The organism is Aureimonas sp. AU22 (assembly GCF_001463745.1).
GTDB lineage: Bacteria > Pseudomonadota > Alphaproteobacteria > Rhizobiales > Rhizobiaceae > Aureimonas.
In genome coordinates this window covers 104,971-127,326 of record NZ_BBWJ01000043.1, presented here as the reverse complement: position 1 = coordinate 127,326, position 22,356 = coordinate 104,971, and the positions used below count along the sequence as shown (strand labels likewise).

The 22,356-nt window shown below is 69.7% G+C and carries 17 protein-coding genes; 4 read left to right on the top strand and 13 right to left on the bottom strand.

Going from position 1 to position 22,356, the window contains the following annotated elements:
* Window positions 1-88 precede the first annotated feature (88 nt).
* The 3 genes from addB (at window position 89) to trxA (ending at window position 7,265) form a co-directional block, all read left to right on the top strand.
* A complete protein-coding gene (addB, locus tag AUL34_RS15190; RefSeq protein ID WP_061935263.1) occupies window positions 89-3,193 on the top strand; it encodes a double-strand break repair protein AddB in 3,105 nt (1,034 codons plus the stop codon).
* On the top strand, window positions 3,190-6,816 hold the full coding sequence (gene addA / locus AUL34_RS15185) for a double-strand break repair helicase AddA (RefSeq protein WP_061935261.1): 3,627 nt from the start codon (window positions 3,190-3,192) through the stop codon (window positions 6,814-6,816). The genes addB and addA overlap by 4 nt, the downstream gene beginning before the upstream one ends.
* A gap of 92 nt (window positions 6,817-6,908) precedes the next feature.
* Window positions 6,909-7,265, top strand: coding sequence for a thioredoxin (gene trxA / locus AUL34_RS15180; RefSeq protein ID WP_274532658.1), 357 nt, complete (start codon window positions 6,909-6,911; stop codon window positions 7,263-7,265).
* Between the two features lie 66 nt (window positions 7,266-7,331).
* Here trxA and AUL34_RS15175 read toward each other — a convergent pair whose 3' ends face one another.
* The 13 genes from AUL34_RS15175 to polA form a co-directional block, all read right to left on the bottom strand.
* The gene (locus AUL34_RS15175) at window positions 7,332-8,669 is read right to left on the bottom strand and encodes a folylpolyglutamate synthase/dihydrofolate synthase family protein (protein WP_061935258.1); all 1,338 of its coding nucleotides are present in this window, start codon (window positions 8,667-8,669) and stop codon (window positions 7,332-7,334) included.
* Between the two features lie 8 nt (window positions 8,670-8,677).
* Window positions 8,678-9,595: an acetyl-CoA carboxylase, carboxyltransferase subunit beta gene (gene accD / locus AUL34_RS15170; RefSeq protein WP_061935256.1), complete on the bottom strand. Its 918-nt coding sequence runs from the start codon at window positions 9,593-9,595 to the stop codon at window positions 8,678-8,680.
* 85 nt (window positions 9,596-9,680) lie between these two features.
* On the bottom strand, window positions 9,681-10,508 hold the full coding sequence (gene trpA, locus AUL34_RS15165) for a tryptophan synthase subunit alpha (protein ID WP_061935405.1): 828 nt from the start codon (window positions 10,506-10,508) through the stop codon (window positions 9,681-9,683).
* A 20-nt stretch (window positions 10,509-10,528) separates the two neighbouring features.
* Window positions 10,529-10,855 carry a divalent-cation tolerance protein CutA gene (cutA, locus tag AUL34_RS15160; protein WP_061935255.1) on the bottom strand — a complete coding sequence of 109 codons (327 nt, stop codon included), beginning with the start codon at window positions 10,853-10,855 and terminating at the stop codon, window positions 10,529-10,531.
* Entirely contained in the window at window positions 10,856-12,079 is a 1,224-nt protein-coding gene (gene trpB, locus AUL34_RS15155; protein ID WP_061935253.1) for a tryptophan synthase subunit beta, read from the bottom strand.
* The gene (locus tag AUL34_RS15150; protein WP_061935251.1) at window positions 12,076-12,765 is read right to left on the bottom strand and encodes a phosphoribosylanthranilate isomerase; all 690 of its coding nucleotides are present in this window, start codon (window positions 12,763-12,765) and stop codon (window positions 12,076-12,078) included. Before AUL34_RS15150 ends, trpB begins: the two co-directional genes overlap by 4 nt.
* A gap of 91 nt (window positions 12,766-12,856) precedes the next feature.
* A complete protein-coding gene (locus tag AUL34_RS15145) occupies window positions 12,857-13,615 on the bottom strand; it encodes a M48 family metallopeptidase (protein WP_061935249.1) in 759 nt (252 codons plus the stop codon).
* Between the two features lie 126 nt (window positions 13,616-13,741).
* Window positions 13,742-14,173 carry a DUF2852 domain-containing protein gene (locus tag AUL34_RS15140; RefSeq protein WP_061935403.1) on the bottom strand — a complete coding sequence of 144 codons (432 nt, stop codon included), beginning with the start codon at window positions 14,171-14,173 and terminating at the stop codon, window positions 13,742-13,744.
* A 99-nt stretch (window positions 14,174-14,272) separates the two neighbouring features.
* Window positions 14,273-15,796, bottom strand: a complete 1,524-nt coding sequence (locus tag AUL34_RS15135; RefSeq protein WP_082653410.1) for a polyhydroxyalkanoate depolymerase — start codon at window positions 15,794-15,796, stop codon at window positions 14,273-14,275.
* A gap of 114 nt (window positions 15,797-15,910) precedes the next feature.
* Entirely contained in the window at window positions 15,911-16,480 is a 570-nt protein-coding gene (locus tag AUL34_RS15130; protein WP_061935247.1) for a GNAT family N-acetyltransferase, read from the bottom strand.
* Entirely contained in the window at window positions 16,477-16,773 is a 297-nt protein-coding gene (locus tag AUL34_RS15125) for a DUF1330 domain-containing protein (protein WP_061935245.1), read from the bottom strand. Before AUL34_RS15125 ends, AUL34_RS15130 begins: the two co-directional genes overlap by 4 nt.
* 15 nt (window positions 16,774-16,788) lie before the next feature.
* Window positions 16,789-17,496, bottom strand: a complete 708-nt coding sequence (gene pyrF / locus AUL34_RS15120) for an orotidine-5'-phosphate decarboxylase (protein ID WP_370539048.1) — start codon at window positions 17,494-17,496, stop codon at window positions 16,789-16,791.
* 1 nt (window position 17,497) lies between these two features.
* Window positions 17,498-20,404 (bottom strand): DNA polymerase I, encoded by a 2,907-nt coding sequence (polA, locus tag AUL34_RS15115; RefSeq protein ID WP_061935243.1) that lies wholly within the window; start codon window positions 20,402-20,404, stop codon window positions 17,498-17,500.
* Window positions 20,405-20,908: 504 nt separating this feature from the next.
* Here polA and AUL34_RS15110 point away from each other — a divergent pair.
* Window positions 20,909-22,306, top strand: a complete 1,398-nt coding sequence (locus tag AUL34_RS15110; protein ID WP_061935241.1) for a dipeptidase — start codon at window positions 20,909-20,911, stop codon at window positions 22,304-22,306.
* The last annotated feature ends 50 nt before the right edge of the window (window positions 22,307-22,356 follow it).

The following is a 22,356-nucleotide window of genomic DNA, read 5'->3' as shown; positions in this document are numbered from 1 at the left end:
CCAACAGTGGAGGGGTCCAGGGGAAATCATTTCCCCTGGCGGGGTGCGGGGTGGAACCCCGCCATCCCCTTCGGCTAGGGTGCCTGCGATGCCGTCGCGTGTTTTCTCCATCGCCCCCGCCCTGCCCTTTTTGCCGACGCTGGCGCGCGGCGTCCTCGACGGGCGCTTCCTGCCGGGCGAGGACTTCACCGCAGATCCGCTGGCGCTGGCCGGGCTGACGATCCTGGTGCCGACACGGCGCGCGGCGCGCTCGCTGGCGGGCGAGTTCGCCCGAGCGATGGGGGGCGGTTCGGCAATCCTGCCCTCGATCCGCACGCTCGCCGAAGCCGACGAGGGCGCGGCCTTCGTGGGGCTCGAAGAGACACTCGCACCGGCCATGGACCCGCTGGAGCGCCATCTCCTCCTCGCACGGCTCGTGCGCTTCTGGAAGGACGGCCTGAACCGGCATGCGTTGCGCGTGCTGACGGACGAGGAGATCGTGCTTCCGGCCTCAGCCGCCGATGCCCTGTATTCGGCCGAGGACCTTTGCGTCTTCCTCGACGAGGTGGTGACGGAGGAGGCGGGCCTCCACAAGCTGACGGGTCTGGCGCCCGACCGCCTCGCCGAATGGTGGCAGCTGACGCTGACCTTCCTGTCGATCCTGTCGGAGCAGTGGCCGGCGATCCTTGCGGACCGCGGCGTGGAGGACCGGGCGACCCTGCGCAAGCGCTGGTTCGATGCCGAGGCCAAGCGCCTGACGACAAGCGGCTCGCGAGGGCCGATCATCGTGGCGGGCTCGACCGCAACGGCACCGTCGACGCTGCGCTTCCTGCGTGCGGTCGCGGGCCTGCCCAACGGGGCGGTGATCCTGCCGGGGGTCGACTGCCATCTCGACGCGCCGAGCTTCGACGCGATCGACCGCTCTCGCTCCATTGCGGCGCCCGGCCACCCGCAGCATGCGCTGAAGCGCATCCTGCAAGGGCTCCTGGTGGAGCGGGCCGGCATCGAACTCCTGTGCCCCGACAAGGGCCACCCCCTTTTGGCGCGAGAAAAATTCCTGTCGGACGCGCTGCGCCCGGCCGAGACCACGGACGTCTGGGCCGAGGCGAGCCGTCGCCATGGCGGCGAGGCCCTGGACGGGCTCGAACTGATCGAGGCCGCGGACGAGCGGGAGGAGGCCCTGGCGATCGCGGTCGCGATCCGCGACGCCCTCGCGGACCCCGCCGCCACGGTGGCGTTGACGACGCCCGACCGCAACCTCGCCCGACGCGTCTCGGCCGAGCTGGAGCGCTTCGGCGTCGCCGCCAACGATTCCGCCGGCCGTCCGCTCCATGCGACGGCGCCCGGCACCTTCTGCCTCCTGGCGCTCTCGGTGGCGCTCGAGCCGGGCGATCCGATCACGCTTCTGTCCCTCCTCAAGCACCCCCTCCTCCGGCTCGGGCTGTCGCCGGGACGGGCGCGCGAGGCGGCGCGCACGATCGAGCTGATCGCGCTGCGGGGCGGTTGTGGCGTGGCCGACGGGGCCAAACTCGCCGCCCTCTTCGCAGAGCGTCGAACGGCGGCGGAGGCCGTCGATGGCCGGGCACCGCGTCCGGTCCGGCTTGTGCCGGAGGAGGATCGCGACGCGGCGCAAAGCCTCGCCGAACGGCTGGAGGCGGCGCTCCGACCGCTATCGGGTCTGCGCGACGGCGGCGAGCAGGAACTGGCCGACTACGCCATCTGCCTGACCCGCGTCCTGGAAGCGCTGGCGAGCGATGAGGACGGCACCCCGACGCCGCTGTATTCGGAGGAAGCAGGCGTTGCGCTGCGCGACATGCTGCGCGGCTGGGTGGCCGCGCCCGAGACCGGCTTCGCCTTCCGTGCGCCCGAGCTGCCCGACGTGGCGCTGGCACTGATGCGTTCGATCAACGTGCGCCCGCGCGGCGGCCTTTCGCAGCGCGTCTTCGTCTGGGGCGCGCTGGAAGCGCGGTTGCAGAGCGTCGACGTGATGATCCTCGGCGGCCTCAACGAAGGCACGTGGCCCGGCACCGCGCGATCCGACGCGTTCCTGTCGCGGATCATGCGTTCGGAGATCGACCTCGATCCGCCGGAGCGGCGCATCGGACTGGCGGCGCACGACATCTGGATGGCGCTCGGCTGCCGGCGCGTGCTTCTGGGGCGCTCGCACCGGGCGGGCGGCGCGCCGGCCATCCCCTCGCGCTGGCTCCAGCGCATCCTCACGCTGGCGGGCCCGGACGGGGCGAAGGCTCTGCGACAGCGAGGCGAGACCTATCTCCATCACGCCCGTCGCCTCGACGAGCGGCCCGCGGAAGCCCCCGCCCCCCGCCCGGCCCCCCGCCCCCCGCTGGAGGCGCGCCCCGTGCGCCACTCGTTCACGGAGGTGGAGACGCTGGTGCGCGACCCTTATGCGGTCTTCGCCCGGCGCGTGCTCCGCCTCGACCCGCTGCCCGAGATGATCCGCGCGCCGGGCGCGCCGGAACGCGGCGATCTCTACCACGCCATCCTCCATCGCTTCGTCGCCGAAGGAAGCGATCCCGCGGCCGCCGAAGCGCGCGACGCGTTGCTCGCCATCGCGCGCGAAGAGTTCGACCGCGCCGCCCTGCCGCCCGAGATCGAGGCCATCTGGTGGCCGCGCATGGAGACGCTGGCCACCAACATGATCGCGTGGGAGCGCGAGCGCGCGCCGGGTGTGGCAGAGCGGCTGACGGAGGTTCAGGGGCGCTACGACCTTCCGGCGCTCGGCGTCGGCTTCCATGGCTATGCCGACCGCATCGACCGGATGCGCGACGGCTCGGTGGAAATCATCGACTACAAGACCGGCACCAACCCCTCCGTGAAACAGGCGCGCACGCTGCTCAGCCCGCAATTGCCGCTGGAAGGGGCGATGGCCAAGCTCGGCGGTTTCGACAAGCTCGGACCCGCCGCCTCCGTCCGCGACCTCCTCTACGTTCGCCTGCGCGAGCGCGAGTTCTACGAGGAGCGCCTTGCCCACAACGGCGGCCGGACCGGCGAGCCGCAATCGGGGGACGATCTCTCCGACGCCGCCCTTGCCGCCTTCCGCGGCCTGGCGTCGGCCTATCGCGACCCGAACCGGGGATACCTGTCGCGCGCGCGGCCCTTCCAGGCAGGCGATTTCTCCGGCCCCTACGACCATCTCGCCCGCGCGCGGGAATGGACGGCCGCTGGTGCGGGCGACGACGAGGCGGCGGAATGAGCGAGGTCCTTCCCGCCACGATCGAGGCGCAGCGCATCGCCTCCGACCCCGCGCGCTCGGTGTTCGTGGCGGCCAACGCCGGATCCGGCAAGACGCACGTCCTGACCGAGCGCGTCGTGCGCCTGCTCCTGGCCGGTGCCGAGCCATCGAAGATCCTGTGCCTCACCTACACCAAGGCAGCGGCGGCCGAGATGCAGACGCGCGTCTTCGGGCGCCTGTCGCACTGGGCGGTGACGGACGAGGAGACACTCTCGAAGGCCATCGAGGCGCTGGATCGGCGCCGCCCGTCGCGCGAGCGCCTCGCCGAGGCGCGCCGCCTCTTCGCGCGCGCGCTGGAAGCGCCGGGCGGCCTCAAGATCCAGACCATCCACGCCTTCTGCGAGGCGGTGCTCCACCAGTTCCCGCTGGAAGCCAACATTCCCGGCCATTTCGAGGTGATGGACGAGACGGAAAGCGCCCTTCTCCTTGCCGAGGCCCGGCGCATTCTGATCTCGGGAGCGAGCACTCGCCCCGACGACCCCGGCGGCCAGGACGCGGAGGACGCCGCGATCGCCCGCGCCTTCGCCGATGCCCTGTCCATGTCGGGCGAGTGGGGCCTCGACGCGCTGCTCTCGGAAATCGTCGGGCGCCGCGACCGGCTACGCCGGCATCTGGAGGCGACGGGGGGGCGCGAGGCGGCGGAGGAGCGCCTTCGCCGGGCGCTCGGCCTCAGGCCGGGCGAGACGGAGGCCGACGCGCTCGCAGCCGCGATCGATCCGCCGGGCTTCGAGGAGAGCTTCCGCGAGGCGCTCGCCGAGGCCGCCACCCGGAGCGGCAAGGCGACCGACGCGAAGCTCGCGGCGAAGATCGCCGATGTGGACGGGGCCGAGACGCCGGACGCGCGTTTTGCCGCCCTGTGCTCCGTCGTCTTCAAGGCCGATGGCGGGCGCTACAAGGCGTCAAGCGTCGCCACCAAAGCGGTTGCCGGCGCCTTCGCCGACTTCGAGGAACGCCTGGAAACGCTGGCGGAGTTTCTCGAGGAGCGGCGCGAGCGACTGGCGACCTTGCGGCTTGCGCGCGCCAGCGGCGCGGCGCTCACGATCGCCGAGAAGCTGGAGGCGGACTATGCGAGCCTCAAGCGGCGGCGGGGTCGGCTCGACTTCGAGGACCTGATCGTGCGCACCGCCGATCTTCTCCTGCGGGCGGAAGCCTCGGCCTGGGTGCATTTCAAACTCGACCAGGGCATCGACCACGTACTGGTCGACGAGGCGCAGGACACGAGCCCCCGCCAGTGGCAGGTCGTGCGCCAGCTTGTGGAGGAGTTCTTCGCCGGCGCCTCGGCTAGCGTCCGGCCGCGCACAGTGTTCGCCGTCGGCGACGAGAAGCAGTCGATCTACTCGTTCCAGGGCGCCTCGCCGGAAATGTTCGCGCGTGAGCGCGAGTACCTGCGTTCGCTCGCGGAAGGAGGAGAGCGTCCCTTCGCGCGCGTCGAGCTGCACCAGTCCTTTCGCTCGGTGCCCGACATCCTCCGCGCCGTCGATCAAGTCTTCGCCGACCCCGCCGACCGGCGCGGCCTCCAGTCGGAGGAAGGCCCGCCCGTCCACGTTTCCACGCGATCGGCCGATCCCGGCCTGATCGAGGTCTGGCCGGTGGTCGCGCCCGCTACCGTGCCGCAGCACGAGGACTGGCTGACGCCGGTCGATCTTCAGCCCGAATCTTCGCCCGCCCATCGCCTGGCCGCCCGCATCGCCGCTCGCATCGGCGAATGGCTTGGCCGCCCGATCCGGGTGAAGGGCACGGTACGCCCGCTCGATGCCGGCGACGTCCTCATTCTCGTGCGCAAGCGCTCCGGCTTCGTCGCGGCCATGGGTGCCGCGCTGCGCAAGGCCGGCATCCGCGTCGCCGGGGCCGACCGGCTCGTGATCACCGACCATATCGCGGTGGCCGATCTCGCGGCCCTCGGCCGCACCGTTTCCAACACCGAGGACGAGCTTTCGCTGGCGGCATGCCTCAAGAGCCCCCTCTTCGGCTTCACCGACGACGAGCTGATGGCGCTCGCCCTGTCGCGTCGCGGTGCCAAGCAACCGGAAGCGCTTTATTTTGCGCTCCGGCGCCTCGCCCGCCCCGGCGGGGCCGAGCGCATCCCGGACTTCGTCCCAGGGCCCGCGCGCGAGAAACTCCGCGAGAAGGCGGCGAAAGCCTTCGACCGGCTGGAGGAACTGCGCCGCCGCGCGGGCTTCGAGACCGTGTTCACCTTCTTCGCCCGCATCCTCGGCCCCGAGGAGGGCCGCGCCCGGCTCGTCGCCCGGCTCGGTCGCGACGCCGGCGACGTGGTGGACGCGTTCCTCGATCTGGCGCTGGCCGAGGAGCAGGCCGGGCGCGGCGGGCTGGAGGCGTTCCTTGCCGATCTCGCCGCCTCGCCCCCCGAGATCAAGCGGGAGATGGAGCACGGTCGCGGCGAGGTCCGCATCATGACGACGCACGCCTCCAAGGGGCTGGAAGCGCCGGTCGTCTTCCTGGTCGACCCCGGCTCCGCCCCGTTCAGCCATTCGCACGGCGCCAAGCTGATGGAATGGACGGACATGCCGGGCCTGCCCCCCGGCATGCCGCCGGGCTTCCTCTGGTGCCCCGACACATCGGCGCGAGAGAGCGCAGTCAGCGCCCTGCGTGAGGCCGAGCGGGCGCGCGCGGAGGATGAATACCGCCGCCTCCTCTATGTCGGCCTCACGCGCGCGGCCGACCGGCTGGTGGTCTGCGGTCTCTCCGGCGTGCGCGGCCCCGACGAAGCGTCCTGGCTGCAACGGGTGGAAGTCGCCTTGAAGCCCCATGGGCGCGAGATCCGGGACGCGGCAACCGGGGAAACGCTGGGCTGGCGGCTCGGTGCGGAGCCGGAAGGCGAGGCCCTCGCGCCCGCACCGCCGCCGGAGGCACCGGTGTTCCGGGCGCTCGACCTGTCGAAGCTCGATCCCGAGGAACTGCCTCCCCGTCCGCTCCAGCCCTCGACGGCCTCGGGCGGAAGCCGGATCGAACTCGCGGCGATGGACGAGGCAGGCCCCCTGTCGTCTTCGCCGGTTCTCGGCGCCACCGCCCGGCCGGGCGCGGGCGTCCGGCGCGGCCTTCTTCTCCACCGTCTTCTGCAGGCTCTGCCCGATCTGGATCCCGCCGAGCGCGAGGCGGCCGCCCACGCCTATGCGCTTCGCGAAGGACGGGCGCTGGGCGAGGAGGACGCCATGGGGATCGCCGCCCAGGCGCTCGGCATCCTGTCCGATCCCGCCTATGCCCCCTACTTCGCGCCGGGCAACCGCGCCGAGGTCGCGGTGGCCGGCGAGATCGAGCTTGGCGGACGACGCTATGCTGTCAGCGGCGCGATCGACCGTCTGGCGGTGACGGCGGAGACCGTCCACATCCTCGACTACAAGACGAACAGACCGTTTCCCGAAACGCTGTCGGGCGTTCCCGCCGCCCATGTCCTTCAGCTGGCGCTCTACGCCGAAATGGTGCGCCCGCTCTTCAAGGGCCGGCAGATCCGGGCCGCGCTCCTCTACAGCGAGGGGCCGCGGCTGATCGAGGTGACGCAGGACGCCATGACCGAGGCCCTCGCCGAGCGGGCGGCGCGCAGCACGGCCGGCGGGGGCGGCGCTTGAACCGGCCGCTCCTCCCTTCTACCTATGGTGCACCCGGAGCCCGCACGGAGCGATTCTAGCTTCGCCGGCTCTTTCTCGAACCATCGCGCGAGGTGTCCGCACGGAGCCTTGCGGCACCGGAGCGTTCCATGGCCACCAAGAAGACCGACAATTCCTCGTTCCAGACCGATGTGCTGCAGGCCGGCAAGCCGGTCGTCGTGGACTTCTGGGCCGAATGGTGCGGTCCCTGCAAGATGATCGCGCCGAGCCTCGAGGAGATTTCCGAAGAGACCGACAAGGTCGCGATCGTGAAGGTCAATATCGACGAGAACCCGGATCTCGCCGCCCAGTTCGGCGTGCGCTCGATCCCCACCCTGATGCTGTTCAACCCCGGCCAGGAGCCGGTGGTGAAGGTGGGTGCCGCCGCCAAGAGCCAGATCCTCGCCTGGATCAACTCGAACGCGGCTTAAGCGTTTCCCGTCTCGAAACCTGAAAAAGCCCGCGACCGTCCGTCGGTCGCGGGCTTTTTCATGGTCTCAGCGTGGGGCGAGGTCGCTTTCTGCGAGGACGTCGCCAGCCAGATACAGCGAGCCGCAGATCAGGAAGCGTGGCGCGGGCCCGCCCTGCCAATGGGAGGCGACGCGCCGGATGGCGGCCGAGACGCCCGCCGCCGGTTCCGCGTCGAGCCCGGCCTCGAGCGCGGCATCCGCCAGCGTCACCGGATCGATGCCCGCATCGGACGAGCGGATCGGCACGGTGAAGACATGGCGCGCCATGCCGGCGAAGGCCTCGAAGAAGCCGCCCGGCTCCTTCGTGTTCAGCATGCCGGTGATCAGCACCAGGGGGCGCGGCACGCGCTCCTCCATGTCGGCCATGGCCTCGGCGATGACGACGCCGGCGCCGGGATTGTGACCGCCGTCCAGCCAGATTTCGGCGCCGTCCGGCGCCAGCGCCACCAGCGGGCCGGAGGTGATGCGCTGCAGGCGTCCCGGCCATTCGGCGGACGCGATGCCGCGCTCGATCGCGCCTTGCGTCGGCGCGAAGCCGCCCGCTCGCAGCGCCGCGATAGCCGTTGCGGCATTGCCGATCTGGTGCCGGCCGGGAAGGCGCGGCAGGGGCAGGTCGAGGAGACCGTGGTCGTCCTGGTAGACGAGGCGTCCGCGCTCGTTGATGGCGTGGAAGTCCTGACCGTGGACGAGAACGGGCGCACCGGTGCGCGCGGCCTTGTCGCGCAGGACCTCCAGGGCCGTCGGCTCGGTCTGGGGACCGATCACGACGGGCGATCCCCGCTTGAAGATGCCGGCCTTTTCCGCCGCGATCAGCTCCACCCGGTCGCCGAGATAGGCCTGGTGGTCGAGAGACACGCTGGTGACGGCCGTCACCGCCGGCTGTTCCACGACGTTGGTCGCGTCGAACCGCCCGCCGAGGCCGACCTCCAGAAGCACCGCGTCGGCGGGATGCTCGGAAAAGAGCAGGAAGGCGACAGCGGTGAGGAGCTCGAACACGGTCACCGCGTCGTCCCCGTTGGCGAGGGCGGCCCGGCGCACGGTCTCGGCGAGGAGATCGTCGGCCACGAGCGCGCCCCGTCCGCCCCCCGTCCCGGCCAGCCGGTAGCGCTCGCGCCAATCCACGAGATGGGGCGAGGTGTGGACATGAACGGCCCGGCCGGACGCTTCCAGGATGGCGCGCGAGAAGGCGACGGTGGAGCCCTTGCCGTTCGTGCCGGCGACGTGGATCACCGGCGGGAGCTTGCGTTGCGGCTCGCCGAGCGTCGTCAGGAGGCGGCGGATGCGGTCCAGCCCGAGGTCGATGCCCTTCGGCAGATGCTCCAGAAGCCGTGCGATCTCGGCCGCGGCAAGGCTCGTCTCGCTCATCGCGGCGCTTAGGCGACCGGGACCGGAACCGGCTCCGGCGCGGCCTCCACCGGCGCCGGCAGGGCCGGCAGCGGCGCCTTGGTCAGGACCTTGAGGAGCCGCGCGATGGTCCCCTTCAGCTCGTGCCGGTGGACCACCATGTCCACCATCCCGTGCTCCATCAGGTATTCGGAGCGCTGGAAGCCCTCGGGCAGCTTCTCGCGGATCGTCTGCTCGATGACGCGCGGGCCGGCAAAGCCGATCAGCGCACCGGGCTCGGCGATATGAACGTCGCCGAGCATCGCGTAGGACGCGGTGACGCCGCCCGTGGTCGGGTTGGTGAGGACGACCATGTAGGGAAGCCCCGCCTCCTTCACCATGTCGACCGCCACCGTGGTGCGCGGCAGCTGCATCAAGGAGAGGATGCCTTCCTGCATGCGCGCGCCGCCCGAGGAGGCGAAGAGCACCAGGGGCCGGGCGCGCTCCACCGCGACCTCGGCGGCGGTCACGATCGCCTCGCCCGCCGCCATGCCGAGCGAGCCGCCCATGAAGGCGAAGTCCTGAACGGCCGCCACGATCGGCAGCGCCTCGATCTCGCCGCAGGCGACGAGGACGGAATCCTCCATGCCGGTCTTGGTGCGCGAGTCCTTCAGACGGTCGACGTAGCGGCGCTCGTCGCGAAACTTCAAAGGGTCCAGCGGCACCTTCTCCAGCCCGATCTCCTCGAAGAGGCCACCGTCGAAGAAGCTTGTCAGCCGATCCCGCGCGCCGATGCGCATGTGGAAGCCGGAGGACGGGATCACGAACTGGTTGGCTTCCAGATCCTTGTGGAACACCATCTCGCCCGTCTCCGGGCACTTGATCCACAGGTTCTCCGGCACCTCGCGCGGCTGCTGGCCGAGAAGGCTCGAGATCTTCGGGCGGACGTAGTTGGTGATCCAGTTCAAGGGCCGGGTCCTTCGGAAACGGAAGCGGCCGGGGGCGCTACGCTGAGCGGCCGCGCCGGCCTTTGAAGCTTAAGTGGCAGCCGATTCAGGCGGCCGCAAGTCGGGCTTGGGCAAGACCGCCGGCAAGCTCGCGCACCAGCGAGGACACGGCCTCGACCATGGCGGGCGTTCCCGCCTCGCGCGCGTCTTCCATCGCGGCGACCAGCGCCGAGCCGACGACGACGCCGTCGGCATGCCGGCCGATCGCGGCGGCCTGTTCGGCGGTGCGCACGCCGAAGCCGACGCAGACCGGAAGCGGCGTCTTGGCCTTGATGCGCGCGACGGCGGCGGCGACCGCACCCGTATCGGGCGCTGCCGAGCCGGTAATGCCGTTGACCGACACGTAGTAGACGAAGCCGGACGTGTTCGCGAGAACCGCCGGAAGGCGCTTCTCGTCCGTCGTCGGCGTTGCGAGGCGGATGAAGCTCAAGCCCCCCTCGATCGCCGGCAGGCAGAGTTCCCGGTCCATCTCGGGCGGCAGGTCGACCACGATCAGCCCATCGACACCGGCGGCTTTCGCGTCGGCGACGAAGCGCTCGACGCCGTAGATGAAGACCGGGTTGTAGTAGCCCATGAGGATGATCGGCGTCGCCGCGTCCTCGCGCCGGAAGGCGCGCACGGTGTCCAGGGTGCTGGCCAGCGTCTCGCCGCCCTGAAGAGCGCGCAGGCCGGCCCGCTGAATGGCGGGACCGTCGGCCATCGGATCGGAGAACGGCATGCCGAGCTCGATCACGTCGGCGCCGGCGCCCGGCAGCGCGCGCAGGACTTCCAGCGTCGTCCCCGCATCCGGGTCGCCCGCCATGACGAAGGTGACGAGCGCCGGACGCCCTTGCGCCTTCAGCGCCTCGAAGCGTGTCTCGATGCGTGTGGTCATGGTGTGATCCCGGCCGTTCGTCATGAAACTGCGATACAGGCGTCCGCGATCCATCTCAAGGTCGGCGCGTCGGCCAGGACGGCTTGAGCCGTGACGGCCGGCACCTCGTAGGGATGGAGCTCACGGATCGCCGACGCCACGACGTCGAAGAGACCGTCATGGGTCTTCAGCACCAGGACGACCTCCCGCGCGCTCTCCAGCGTGCCGTTCCAGCGGTACCGACTCTCGATCGGGGCGGAAAGCTGGGCGCAGGCGACGAGCCGACGTCCGAGGAGCGAGTCGGCGATCTCGCGCGCCGTCGCCTCGTCCGGACAGGCGACGGTGACGTCGAGAGCGCCGGCCGGCATCTAGAGTTCCAGCCCCATCCGCCCCGCGATCGTGTGGACGTCCTTGTCGCCGCGACCGGACAGGCAAAGCACGATGGACTGCTCGCGCGTCATCGTGGGGGCGAGCTTGGCGACATGGGCGAGGCCGTGTGCGGATTCCAGCGCCGGGATGATGCCCTCGAGGCGCGTGCAAAGGTGGAAGGCGTCCACCGCCTCCTCGTCGGTCACCGGAACGTAGGAGACGCGGCCCGTGTCGCGCAGCCAGGAATGCTCCGGGCCGACGCCGGGATAGTCGAGGCCGGCCGAGATCGAATGGCCCTCCATGATCTGGCCGGCCGCGTCCTGCAGGAGATAGGTGCGGTTGCCGTGGAGGACGCCCGGCCGTCCGCCGCTCATCGAGGCGGCATGGCCGTTCTCGATGTGGATGCCGTGGCCGCCCGCCTCCGCCCCGTAGATCGCGACGGTGGGATCGTCGAGGAAGGCGCGGAACATGCCGATGGCGTTGGAGCCGCCGCCGACGCAGGCGACGACCGCGTCGGGCAGCGCGCCGGTCTCGTCCAGCATCTGCTGGCGCGTCTCGTCGCCGATCACCTGCTGGAAGTCGCGCACCATGGCGGGATAGGGATGCGGGCCCGCTGCCGTGCCGATGAGGTAATAGGTGTCGGCGACGTTGGTGACCCAGTCGCGCAGCGCCTCGTTCATCGCGTCCTTCAGCGTCCCCGCTCCCGCGGTCACCGCCCGCACCTCGGCGCCCAAGAGCTTCATTCGGAACACGTTGGGCTTCTGGCGCTCGACGTCGGTCGCGCCCATGAAGACGACGCAGGGCATGCCGAAGCGGGCGCAGACGGTGGCGGTCGCCACGCCATGCTGGCCGGCGCCCGTTTCCGCGATGATGCGCGTCTTGCCCATGCGGCGCGCGAGCAGGATCTGGCCGAGGCAGTTGTTGATCTTGTGCGAACCGGTGTGGTTCAGCTCCTCGCGCTTGAGATAGACCCGCGCGCCGCCGAAATGCTCGGTCAGCCGCTCGGCGAAGTAGAGCGGGCTCGGGCGGCCGGTATAGTGGGTCTGAAGATCGCCGAGCTGCGCGCGGAAAGCCGGATCGTCCTTGGCGGTGCGATAGGCCTCCTCGAGGTCGAGGATGATCGGCATCAGCGTCTCGGCCACGAAGCGACCGCCGAACTGGCCGAACAGACCATCCTCGTCGGGCCCGAGGCGGAACGAATTGGGGGTCGGTATCTCGGTCATGCGAACCTGCGCTTCCGGTCTTCTTGGTTGAGGGGGCCCGCCTCGATCGCCGCCTCGAAGGCGTCGAAGAGGCGGTGGATCAGGCCGTCGTCCTTGACGCCGGGCTCGCGCTCGACGCCCGACGACACATCGAGGCCGCGCGGTGCCACGCGCCGTACGGCCTGCGTGATCGTCTCCGGGTTGATGCCGCCCGACAGCGTGAAGTCGCGGTTCTCCACCGCGTCGAGAAGGCCCCAGTCGAAGGAAACGCCGTTGCCGCCCGGAATGTTCGATCCCTTGGGCGCGCGCGCATCGAGGAGGATGCGATCGGCGACGGGCCGGAAGCGCTCGATCTCGGATAGGTCGGCGGCGCCGGCAATCGGGATGGCCTTCATCACGGTGGTCCCGGTCAAGGCGGACACCTCGGCGACGCGTGCGGCGGTTTCCGAACCGTGCAGTTGAATGACGTCCGGTCTCACCCGCGTCGTCAGGCGCTTCAGCACCTCGTCGTCGGCATCCACGGTGACGACGGTCACCAGCGCCCGGCCGCCGACATGGGCGCGCAGGCGGATCATGTCCTCGACCGACAGATGGCGCGGGCTGCGCTCGAAATGCACGAAGCCGACCTCCGAGCCGCCGCGCGCGAGCACCGTGTCGATATGGCCTTCGGTCTTGAGGCCGCAGATCTTGATATGCGGGCGGATCACGCTTGCAAAAACTCTTCGGGGATGAGGAGATCGGACATGGACGACTTATCGCGCCGATAGCTCTCCGGGTAAAGCGTTGGCAGACGTCGGTTCATGGACCGAAGTCGTAGGCGTGCAGCCCCGGCCCCTTCTCCTTCAACCATCGCCGACCGGTCTCCGTTTCCGGACACAGGCTGCGACATAGCGCCCAGAAGGCCGGTGCATGATTCATCTCGCGGAAATGCGCCACTTCGTGGGCGGCGAGATAGTCGAGGACGCCGGGCGGCGCCATGACGATGCGCCAGGAGAAGGCAAGCCGGCGGTCCGCCGTGCACGAGCCCCAGCGGCTCACGGTGTCCTTCAGGGTCAGCGAGCGCGGCAGGAGGCCGACGGCGGCGGCATGGCGGTCGACGGCGGCCTGGAGATCGGCACGCGCCTCGCGTTTCAGGAGATCGCGCACGCGTCTGGCAAGGTGCGGCGCCTCGCCGCCGACGCGCAGGATCGGCTCGTCCGCGTGCCGCTCGAAGCGGACGCCGCGAACGGCGGGGTCGTGGACGAGGCGCCAGGTTTCGCCGCGCAGCGGAAGGTGGATGCCGGGCACGATCGCGATGCGCCCCGGCGCCCCTTGGAGCCGCTCCTCCGCCCAGCCCCGATGGCGTTCCAGAAAGGCAAGGACGGTGCGCACCGGCGTGCGGCGGGGAACGGTGATGCGCAGCGCGCCGCCGCCGGGGGCCAGCCGCATCACGATTCGCCGCGCGGTCGGATGTTCCCGCACGTCGAGGCGCACCGGGCGGCCGGCGAGGACCAGCGTCTCGGGCAGCACGGGCCTTGCCGCCCGCCCCGTCAGCCGCTCCAGAAATCCTGCCCCCATGGTGATCCGCGTCCGTCCCGTCCCGTCCGCCGCTTCTTAGGCCGAGCAGGCAGATCGCCGCAACGCGGCCACGAAAAAGGCCGCCGGCGTAATGCCGGCGGCCCGAAGCTTCAACGCACGGATGCCTTAGCGGACGTCGACATACTCAGCGTCCACGACGTCACCGCGGCGCTTGCGGTTCGCCATGAAGCGGTCGAAGTCCTCCTGGTCCTTTGCCCGGCGCAGTTCGCGCGCATAGGTTTCGAACTCGGAGCTCATCTGCTGTAGGCGGGCGCGTTCCTCGTCGAGGCGCTTCAACTCGGCCTCGCGCCAGTCATCGAAGGCAACGTTACCGGTGCGCTCGGCGGCGAACGGCATGCGCGCGCCCGAGCGGCGGAAGGTGGCCGCCACGCTGTCGGTGGCACGGCCGACATCCCGGCGGAAGACCTCGAGGCGGTCGCCCCAGAGGATATAGGCGATCATCGCAAGGCCGAGCGGCCAGTACGTGATGAAGCCCAGAACCATCAGCGCGATCGTGGCCGGCGTCCAGGCGGGACGGATCAAAGCTTGTGACGTCATGTTGGTGTCCATCAACCATAGCCCATGGGAAGCGGGCGAGGATCCCGCTTCCTGAGATGGTGACGGTTTCGATGGGCTGCAACGTCTCTGAAGGAGACGTTACCGCTCGCTCTTCTTCGACTTGCGAACGGCGTCGAGAAGGATGGGCGCCCCGGACAGGCCATCATCCTCGCCCACGGCGGGCGGCGGTATGAAAGACGGTACCGACGCGTCGGTCGCAGGGTCCTCGAACGGGGACGAGGCGCGCGCACCCGCGTCCAACGACACGTCGCCCGACACGGCCACGGCCGAAACCACGGCGTCCTCGGGCAGGGACGCGCCCTCGAGCGCGGGCGGTGGCTGGAGGCCCGCCTCGTCCCTCGCCTCGTGCGCGACATCCGCCTTCGGCGCGGCGCGGTGGCCGTGGGTCAGGGCGAAGTCGACGATGCGCGGGGCGATTTCGGCGCGGAAGCGCGAGCCGTTGAAGACGCCGTAATGGCCGACCTTGGGTTGCAGGTAGTGGACGCGCATGTCGTCCGGGATGTTGCGGCAGAGATCGTGGGCGGCGCGGGTCTGGCCGACGCCCGAGATATCGTCGTTCTCGCCTTCGACGGTCAGGAGGGCCGTCCGCCGGATCTGTCCCATGTCGAGGCGCTTGCCGTGATGGGTGATCGTGCCGCGCGGCAGCGAGTGCTTGATAAAGACCTCCTCCACGGTCTGGAGGTAGAATTCGGCGGTGAGGTCCATCACCGCGTTGTACTCGTCGTAGAAGGTCCGGTGCTTCTCGGCGGAGTCCCCGTCGTTCTCGACGAGGTGCCAGAAGAAGTCCTTGTGGGCGATGAGGTGCCGGTCGAGGTTCATCGACATGAAGCCGGTGAGCTGCAGGAAGCCGGGATAGACCTCGCGCATGCAGCCGGCCTGCGGAAACGGCACCTTCATGATGACGTTCTGGCGGAACCAGTCGATGCCCTTGGCCTCCGCCAGCTTGTTGACGGCGGTCGGGTTGACGCGCGTGTCGATCGGGCCGCCCATCAGGGTCATGGTGGCGGGATGGCAGGGATCGCCGTCCTCCTCCATGCGCGCCACCGCCATCATCACGGGCACCGCCGGCTGGCAGACGCCGATGACGTTCACGCCGGGGCCGAGGAAGCGCAGCATGTCGATGACGTAGTCGACATAGGAATCGAGGTCGAAGCGGCCGGCGGAGACGGGCACCGTGCGCGCGTCCTGCCAGTCGGTGATGTAGATCTCGCCGTAGGGCAGGAGCGCCTCCACGGTGCCGCGCAGGAGCGTGGCGTAGTGGCCCGACATCGGCGCGACGATCAGGAAGCGCGGGTCGGGCTTGCGCCCTTCGGGCAGCGCGCGCTCGAAATGGAGGAGTTCGGCGAAGGGCTTCCGCCAGACCGGCTTGTCGATCACCGGCACGCGCATGCCGTCGACGAACGTGTCGTGGAGATCGAAGGACGGCTTACCGTAGACGCGGGTGGTGCGCTCGAACAGCTCCGCCATGGCGGCTACCGTGCGCCCCATCTCGGTGTGCGCCATCGGGTTCATCGGGTTCTGGTAGATGGCCTTGGTCGCGTCCGCCACCGCGCGGAAGGGGGCGAGAACCGCGTGGTTCCACTCGTAGAATTCGTACAACATGCACTCCCACGACTGGCGGAACGAGTGAACCGGAACGGCCTGTTCCCAAGAAGATGGCACCGGAATGGTGCCGCGCAAGTTAATTGTCCGACAAACGCACTTGGCGGTCTCGGATCACAGCCAACGAACCATGACCGTCCGGGACCCCGGCAGTGCGCCGGCGGGCCATTCCATATCGCGGCGCTGGAGCAGGGCTGGCGTCAGGTCCGCGTCGGCCACGCGCACGAAGCGGCGCCGTTCGTAGAAGCGCTCACCGAAGGGGAGGTTCCCGGCGGTGGACAGGCCGACCGCACGATGGAAGAACCATTCGGCGCGCCGGCACACCGCCGCCAGCAGGGCGGAGCCGATCCCACGTCGACCGTGCGCCGGATCGACCGCGAGCCCCGAGATCCAATAGCAGCCGCTCGCGGAGGGGTCGCCCGTGAGTGTCGCAAGGTCCGCGGCCGCGGCAAAGCCCACCGCCGCGCCGTCCTTCTCCTCGGCGACGAAGACTTCGTGCGCCAGGAGGAACGCGACGAAGGTTTCGAGATCCGCCGGACCGACGTCGGCGATATGGCCGGCCTCGATCAGCAGCCGGTCGGCCGCGGCGTCGATCGCGCGCAGGCGTTCCGTCTCGCCCGGCTCCATCATGCGGATGCGATAGCCGTCGGGAGCCATCCCCTTGAACGCCTTGCGCCCGTTCACTCAGGGCCGAAGCCTTCCACGATCACGATGTCTGCGTTCGACACCGCCTCGCGGATCGCCTTGGCGGCCTGGTATTCCGGTGATTCGTAGCAGGCGAGCGCTTCGGCCATCGAGGGGAACTCGATCACCACGTTGCGCGTCCGAGACGAGCCCTCGACGGCGGTGAACGGCCCGCCGCGCACCAGAAACCGTGCGCCGTGCCGCTGCATGGCGGGCGCCGCCGTCGCGACGTAGTCGGGGTAGCGCTCGGGGTCGTCCACATCGACGCGGGCGATCCAGTAGGCTTTGGGCATCGGGTTCTCCGGGTCTCAGGCGCCCTGCATCTCGGCAAGGATCGCACGCGCGGCCGCCAGACGATCGCCCGCCCCGATGATCGGCCGCGCGACCACGAGATGGGTCGAGCCGCCCTGCAGAGCCTCGGCCGGTGTCACCACGCGCTTCTGGTCGCCGGCCTGCGCGCCCGCCGGGCGGATGCCAGGCGTCACCAGCGCCATGCCGGGCGGAAGGAGCTCGCGCACCAGCGCGGCCTCCTGCGCCGACGCGACGATGCCGCCGATCCTCGCGTCCGCCGCCTGGCGCGCGCGCAGCTCGACGAGGTCGGAGACCGACCCGCCGTAGCCGGCCTCGCGGATGTCCTCGTCGGACAGGGACGTGAGGACCGTGACGCCGAGGACGCAGAGGTCGGTGCCGGCGGACGCCTTTGCCGCCGCGCGCATCGCCTGCGGATAGGCGTGGATCGTTGTCATCGCGGCGCCGAGGCCGACGATGCTCTCGATGCCCTTCTCCACCGTGTTGGCGATATCGAGGAGCTTGAGGTCGAGGAAGACCCGCTTGCCCATGCGCGCAAGTTCGCCGACCAGCGGCAGGCCGCCGGCAAAGCCCAGCTGGTAGCCGATCTTGTAGAAGCCGATCTCGTCGCCGAGCTCGGAGACGATCGCCTCGGCCTCCGCGCGGGAAGACACGTCGAGGCCGACGATCAGCCGGTCGCGGGGGAGAAGCGCGTTCATCACGGACATCTCAGTGCGCCTCGTCCCAGTTGCCGGCCGCGCGCGCATCCACCACCAGCGGCACCGCTAGCTCGACCACCGGATCGGCCGCGCCTTCCATGACGCGCTTCACGATCGGGATCGTCGCCTCCACTTCCTCGTCCGGCACCTCGAAGACGAGTTCGTCGTGGACCTGGAGCAGCATCCGGGCCGACAGCCGTTCGGCGTGCAGGGCGTCCTCCATCCGAATCATCGCGCGGCGGATGATGTCGGCGGCCGTGCCCTGGATCGGGGCGTTGATCGCGGCCCGCTCGACGGCCGCGCGCACCTGCGGGTTGCTCGATCGAATGTCGGGGTAATGGGCGCGCCGGCCGAACAGCGTCTCGACATAGCCCGTTTCCTTCGCGAAGGCCTTGGTGCGGTCCATGAAGTCGCGGATGCCGGGGAAGCGCTCGAAGTAGCGCTTGATGTAGCTGGCGGCCTCGCCTTGCGGGATCGCGAGCTGGGCGGCGAGACCGAAGGCCGAGATGCCGTAGACGATGCCGAAGTTGATCGCCTTGGCGCGGCGCCGCACCTCGGCGGGCATACCCTCGACGGCCACGCCGAACATCTCGGACGCCGTCGTCGCGTGGATGTCCTGGCCGGCCTGGAAGGCTTCCACGAGTTGCGGAATGTCAGCCATGTGGGCGAGGAGGCGCAGCTCGATCTGGCTGTAGTCGGCCGACAGGAGCTTGTGGCCGCCGGCCGCCACGAAGGCGGTTCGGATCTCGCGGCCCTCCTGCGTGCGCACCGGAATGTTCTGGAGGTTCGGCTCGGAGGACGACAGGCGCCCCGTCGTGGTCGAGGCCATCGCATAGGACGTGTGGATGCGCTCGGCCTCGTCCATGTAGGTCGGCAGCGCGTCGGTATAGGTGCCCTTGAGCTTGGTGATCTGGCGCCAGTCGACGATGCGACGCGGAAGCTCGTGGCCCTGGCTTGCGAGATCCTCGAGAAGCTTGGCGTCGGTCGCCCACTGGCCGGTCTTGGTCTTCTTGCCGCCGGGCAGGCCGAGCTTGCCGAACAGGATCTCGCCGAGCTGCTTGGGGCTGCCGATGTTGAAAGGCTCGCCGGCGAGGATATGGATGTCGGCCTCGAGGCCCGCCGCCTTCTGCGCGAAGCGCCCCGAGAGGCGCGACAGGATCTGCCGGTCGGCGCGGATGCCGCGCTCCTCCATGCGCGCCAGCACGGGCACCAGGGGCCGCTCCAGCCGCTCGTAGACGGCCGTCATGCCGTCTGCCGCCAGACGCGGCTTCAGAACGCGCCAGAGACGGAGCGTCACGTCGGCGTCCTCGGCGGCGTATTCGGTCACCTTGTCGATGGCGCATGCGGCGATCGGCCGGGCGGACTTTCCGCTGCCGCAGAGCTCCTTGTAGCTGATCGGCTTGTGTCCGAGCAGCCGTTCGGACAGTTCGTCCATGCCGTGCCCCTCGAGCGAGGACGAGGCGTCCAGCGCGTAAGAGATCAGCATCGTGTCGTCGAAGGGCTGCAGCGCGATCCCGTGCCGGAGCATGACGAGGTAGTCGTACTTGACGTTCTGGCCGATCTTCAGGATCGCGGGATCGGTCAGGATCGGCTTCAGAAGGTCGAGCACCGCACCCAGCGGGATCTGCGCGCCGACGCCTTGCCTGGCGTCGGCGCCCGACAGGAGGTCGCCCGCCCCCTCGCCCACATGCGCGATCGGCACGTAGGCAGCCTCGCCCGGCGCGACGGCGAACGACAGGCCGACGAGATCGGCCTTCATGGCGTCGAGCGAGGTGGTCTCGGTGTCGAAGGCGAGGATGCCGGTCTCGTAAGCGCGTGCGATCCACTGTCGGAGCGTGTCCTCGTCGCGGATCGTCGCATAGCGCGACCGGTCGACGGGTTGCGAGGCCGGCTCGGCAAGGCGCGCGGCGGCCAGCGCCTTCGGGCTGAGCTCGCCGTCCGCAGCGGCGGTTGCGTCCGCATCGAGGTCGGGGCCACGGGCGGGCGCCTTCGTGTCCACCTGCGCCGGCGCGACGTCGGCAGCGTCGGTGCCGAGCCTGGCGGCGACACGGCGCGTCAGCGTCGTGAACTCCATCGCCTTCAGGAAGGCGACGAGCTTCTCGCCATCCGGCTCGTGGATGAAGAGCTCGTCGAGCGACACGTCCAGCGGCGTCTCCTGATCGAGGGTCACGAGGCGCTTGGACAGGCGCGCCTGCTCGGCATTGGCGATGATGGATTCGCGGCGCTTGGCCTGTTTGATCTCGCCGGCACGCTCCAGCAGCGCTTCGAGCGTGCCGAAGGTCTCGAGGAGTTCGGCCGCCGTCTTCGGCCCGATGCCGGGGATGCCGGGGACGTTATCGGAACTGTCGCCGACCAGCGCCTGCAGGTCGATCATCTTGTCGGGGTAGACGCCGAACTTCTCGCGCACCTCTTCCGGTCCGAGGCGCTTGTCCTTCATCTGGTCGTAGAGGATGACGCCCTCGCCGACGAGCTGCATCAGGTCCTTGTCGGAAGAGACGATCGTCACGTCCCCGCCCGCCTCGCGCGCGAGGCGAGCATAGGTGGCGATCAGGTCGTCGGCCTCGTAGCCCTCCTTCTCGACGCAAGGCAGATCGAAGGCGCGCACCGCATCGCGGATCAGCTCGAACTGGGGGCGCAGGTCCTCCGGGGGCGCTGGCCGATTGGCCTTGTAGCCGTCGTAGAGCGCGTTGCGGAAGGTCGTCGAGGAATGGTCGAAGATGACGGCGAAATGGGTGGGCGCGACGCCGACCGAGGTGTCGCGAGATTCCTCCACGAGCTTCCACAGCATGTTGCAGAAGCCGGACACCGCACCCACCGGCATCCCGTCGGACTTGCGCGTGAGCGGAGGCAAGGCGTGGTAGGCCCGGAAGATGTAGGCCGAGCCGTCGACGAGGAAGAGATGATCGCCCTTTTGCATAAGGTCAGGGTCGTATCGTGGGCGGGCGGCCGTGTCCATCGGGAGCGCCGGTCGGGACCGCCAAAGCCCCTGCATCGCAGACCATGCGCAGAGATACGCATTACAAAGGTTTAATGCTTCCGATCACGCGTTCGTGATCGAAACCCATTGAACTTAAACCTGTCAAGGCGCATTTTCTGGACAACGACGCACACGATGACGTCGTGGTTCGGCCTCAAGCTCGTCCCCCGCTTTGAGCCGAATGTCTGGAGCGGATGATCCCATCCCCCCTCACGGGAATCCGCTCTACTGAGAAGGAGCCGTCGCGACAACCCCCCTCCAGTCCGCGACGGCTCTTCTCTCCTTCTCTCCTTCGGTTTCCATCTCGTTTCGGCTCGAACTGTTGCATCCTGGCGACAGAGTTTCGGTGCGCGATGTTTTGCGTCCCTCCGCCAAGCGCGCTATCGCAGGCACCGGATCTGTCCGGGGCGAGAACGCCTCGCGACGCCAGCGAAAGGGCGCCCCATGGCCGACCTCGACAGCGTGCTCGCCTGTCTCGACCTCAACCTCGACCGCTCCGTGGAGCGGCTGCAGGACCTCCTGCGCATTCCCTCGATCTCGACCGATCCGGCCTATGCCGCCGACGTCCGGCGGGCGGCCGAGTGGCTTGCCGGCGATCTCGACGCCATCGGTTTCGAGGCGCGCATCGCCCAAACGGCCGGCCACCCGATGGTGATCGCCAAGCGCGAGGGGCCGGAGGGCAGCCCGCACGTCCTGTTCTACGGTCACTACGACGTGCAGCCGGTGGACCCGATCGAGCTCTGGGATGCCGATCCGTTCGACCCGGAGGTCGTCACCATGCCCGACGGCACGCGGCGCCTGACGGGCCGGGGCACGTCGGACGACAAGGGCCAGTTGATGACCTTCGTCGAGGCCTGCCGCGCCTTCATCGCCGAGACCGGCGGCCTGCCATGCTCGGTGACGATCTTCCTGGAGGGCGAGGAGGAATCCGGCTCCCCCTCGCTCCTGCCCTTCCTCGACGCCAACCGCGCGGAACTCACCGCCGACGTCGCCTTGATCTGCGACACGAACATGTGGGACCGCGAGACGCCCGCGATCTCGACGGGCCTGCGCGGCCTCGTCGGCGAGGAGGTGACGATCCGCGCCGCCTCCATGGACCTCCATTCCGGCTATTTCGGCGGCGCGGCGGCCAATCCGATCCATGTGCTGGCCCGGATCCTCGCCGACCTCCACGACGATGAAGGCCGCGTCACGCTGCCCGGTTTCTACGACGGCGTGCCCGAGCTTCCCGACGACATCCGCAAGGTGTGGAGCGAGCTGCCCTTCTCGGAGGCGGAATTCCTCGGAGCGGTCGGCCTGTCGGTCCCGGCAGGCGAAAAGGGCCGTTCGGTCCTGGAACAGACCTGGTCGCGGCCGACCGCCGAGGTCAACGGCATCGAGGGCGGCTATACCGGCAAGGGCTTCAAGACGGTGATCGCGGCGGAGGCCCATGCCAAGGTCTCGTTCCGCCTCGTGTTCGACCAGGATCCGGCCGCGATCCGCGCGAGCTTCCGCGCCTTCGTCGCCGAGCGCCTGCCGGCCGATTGCAGCGTGGAGTTCCACGAGCACGGCGGCTCGCCGGCGATCCAGCTTCCCTTCGATTCCAAGGTCCTGCAGACGGCCCGCGAGGCGCTCTCGGACGAGTGGCCGAAGCCGGCCGTGATGATCGGCATGGGCGGCTCGATCCCGGTGGTCGGCGAGTTCAAGCGGCGCCTCGGCATGGCCTCGCTTCTGATCGGCTTCGGCCTCGGGGACGACCGCATCCATTCGCCCAACGAGAAATACGAGATGAGCTCGTTCGCCAAGGGCCAGCGGTCTTGGGCCCGCGTCCTCGCCGCGCTCGGCGCCAAGGGCGCCGTCTGACGCTTCGGATCGGCGATCGGCCACCCCTGTCCGGGCGGCCGATCGCACTA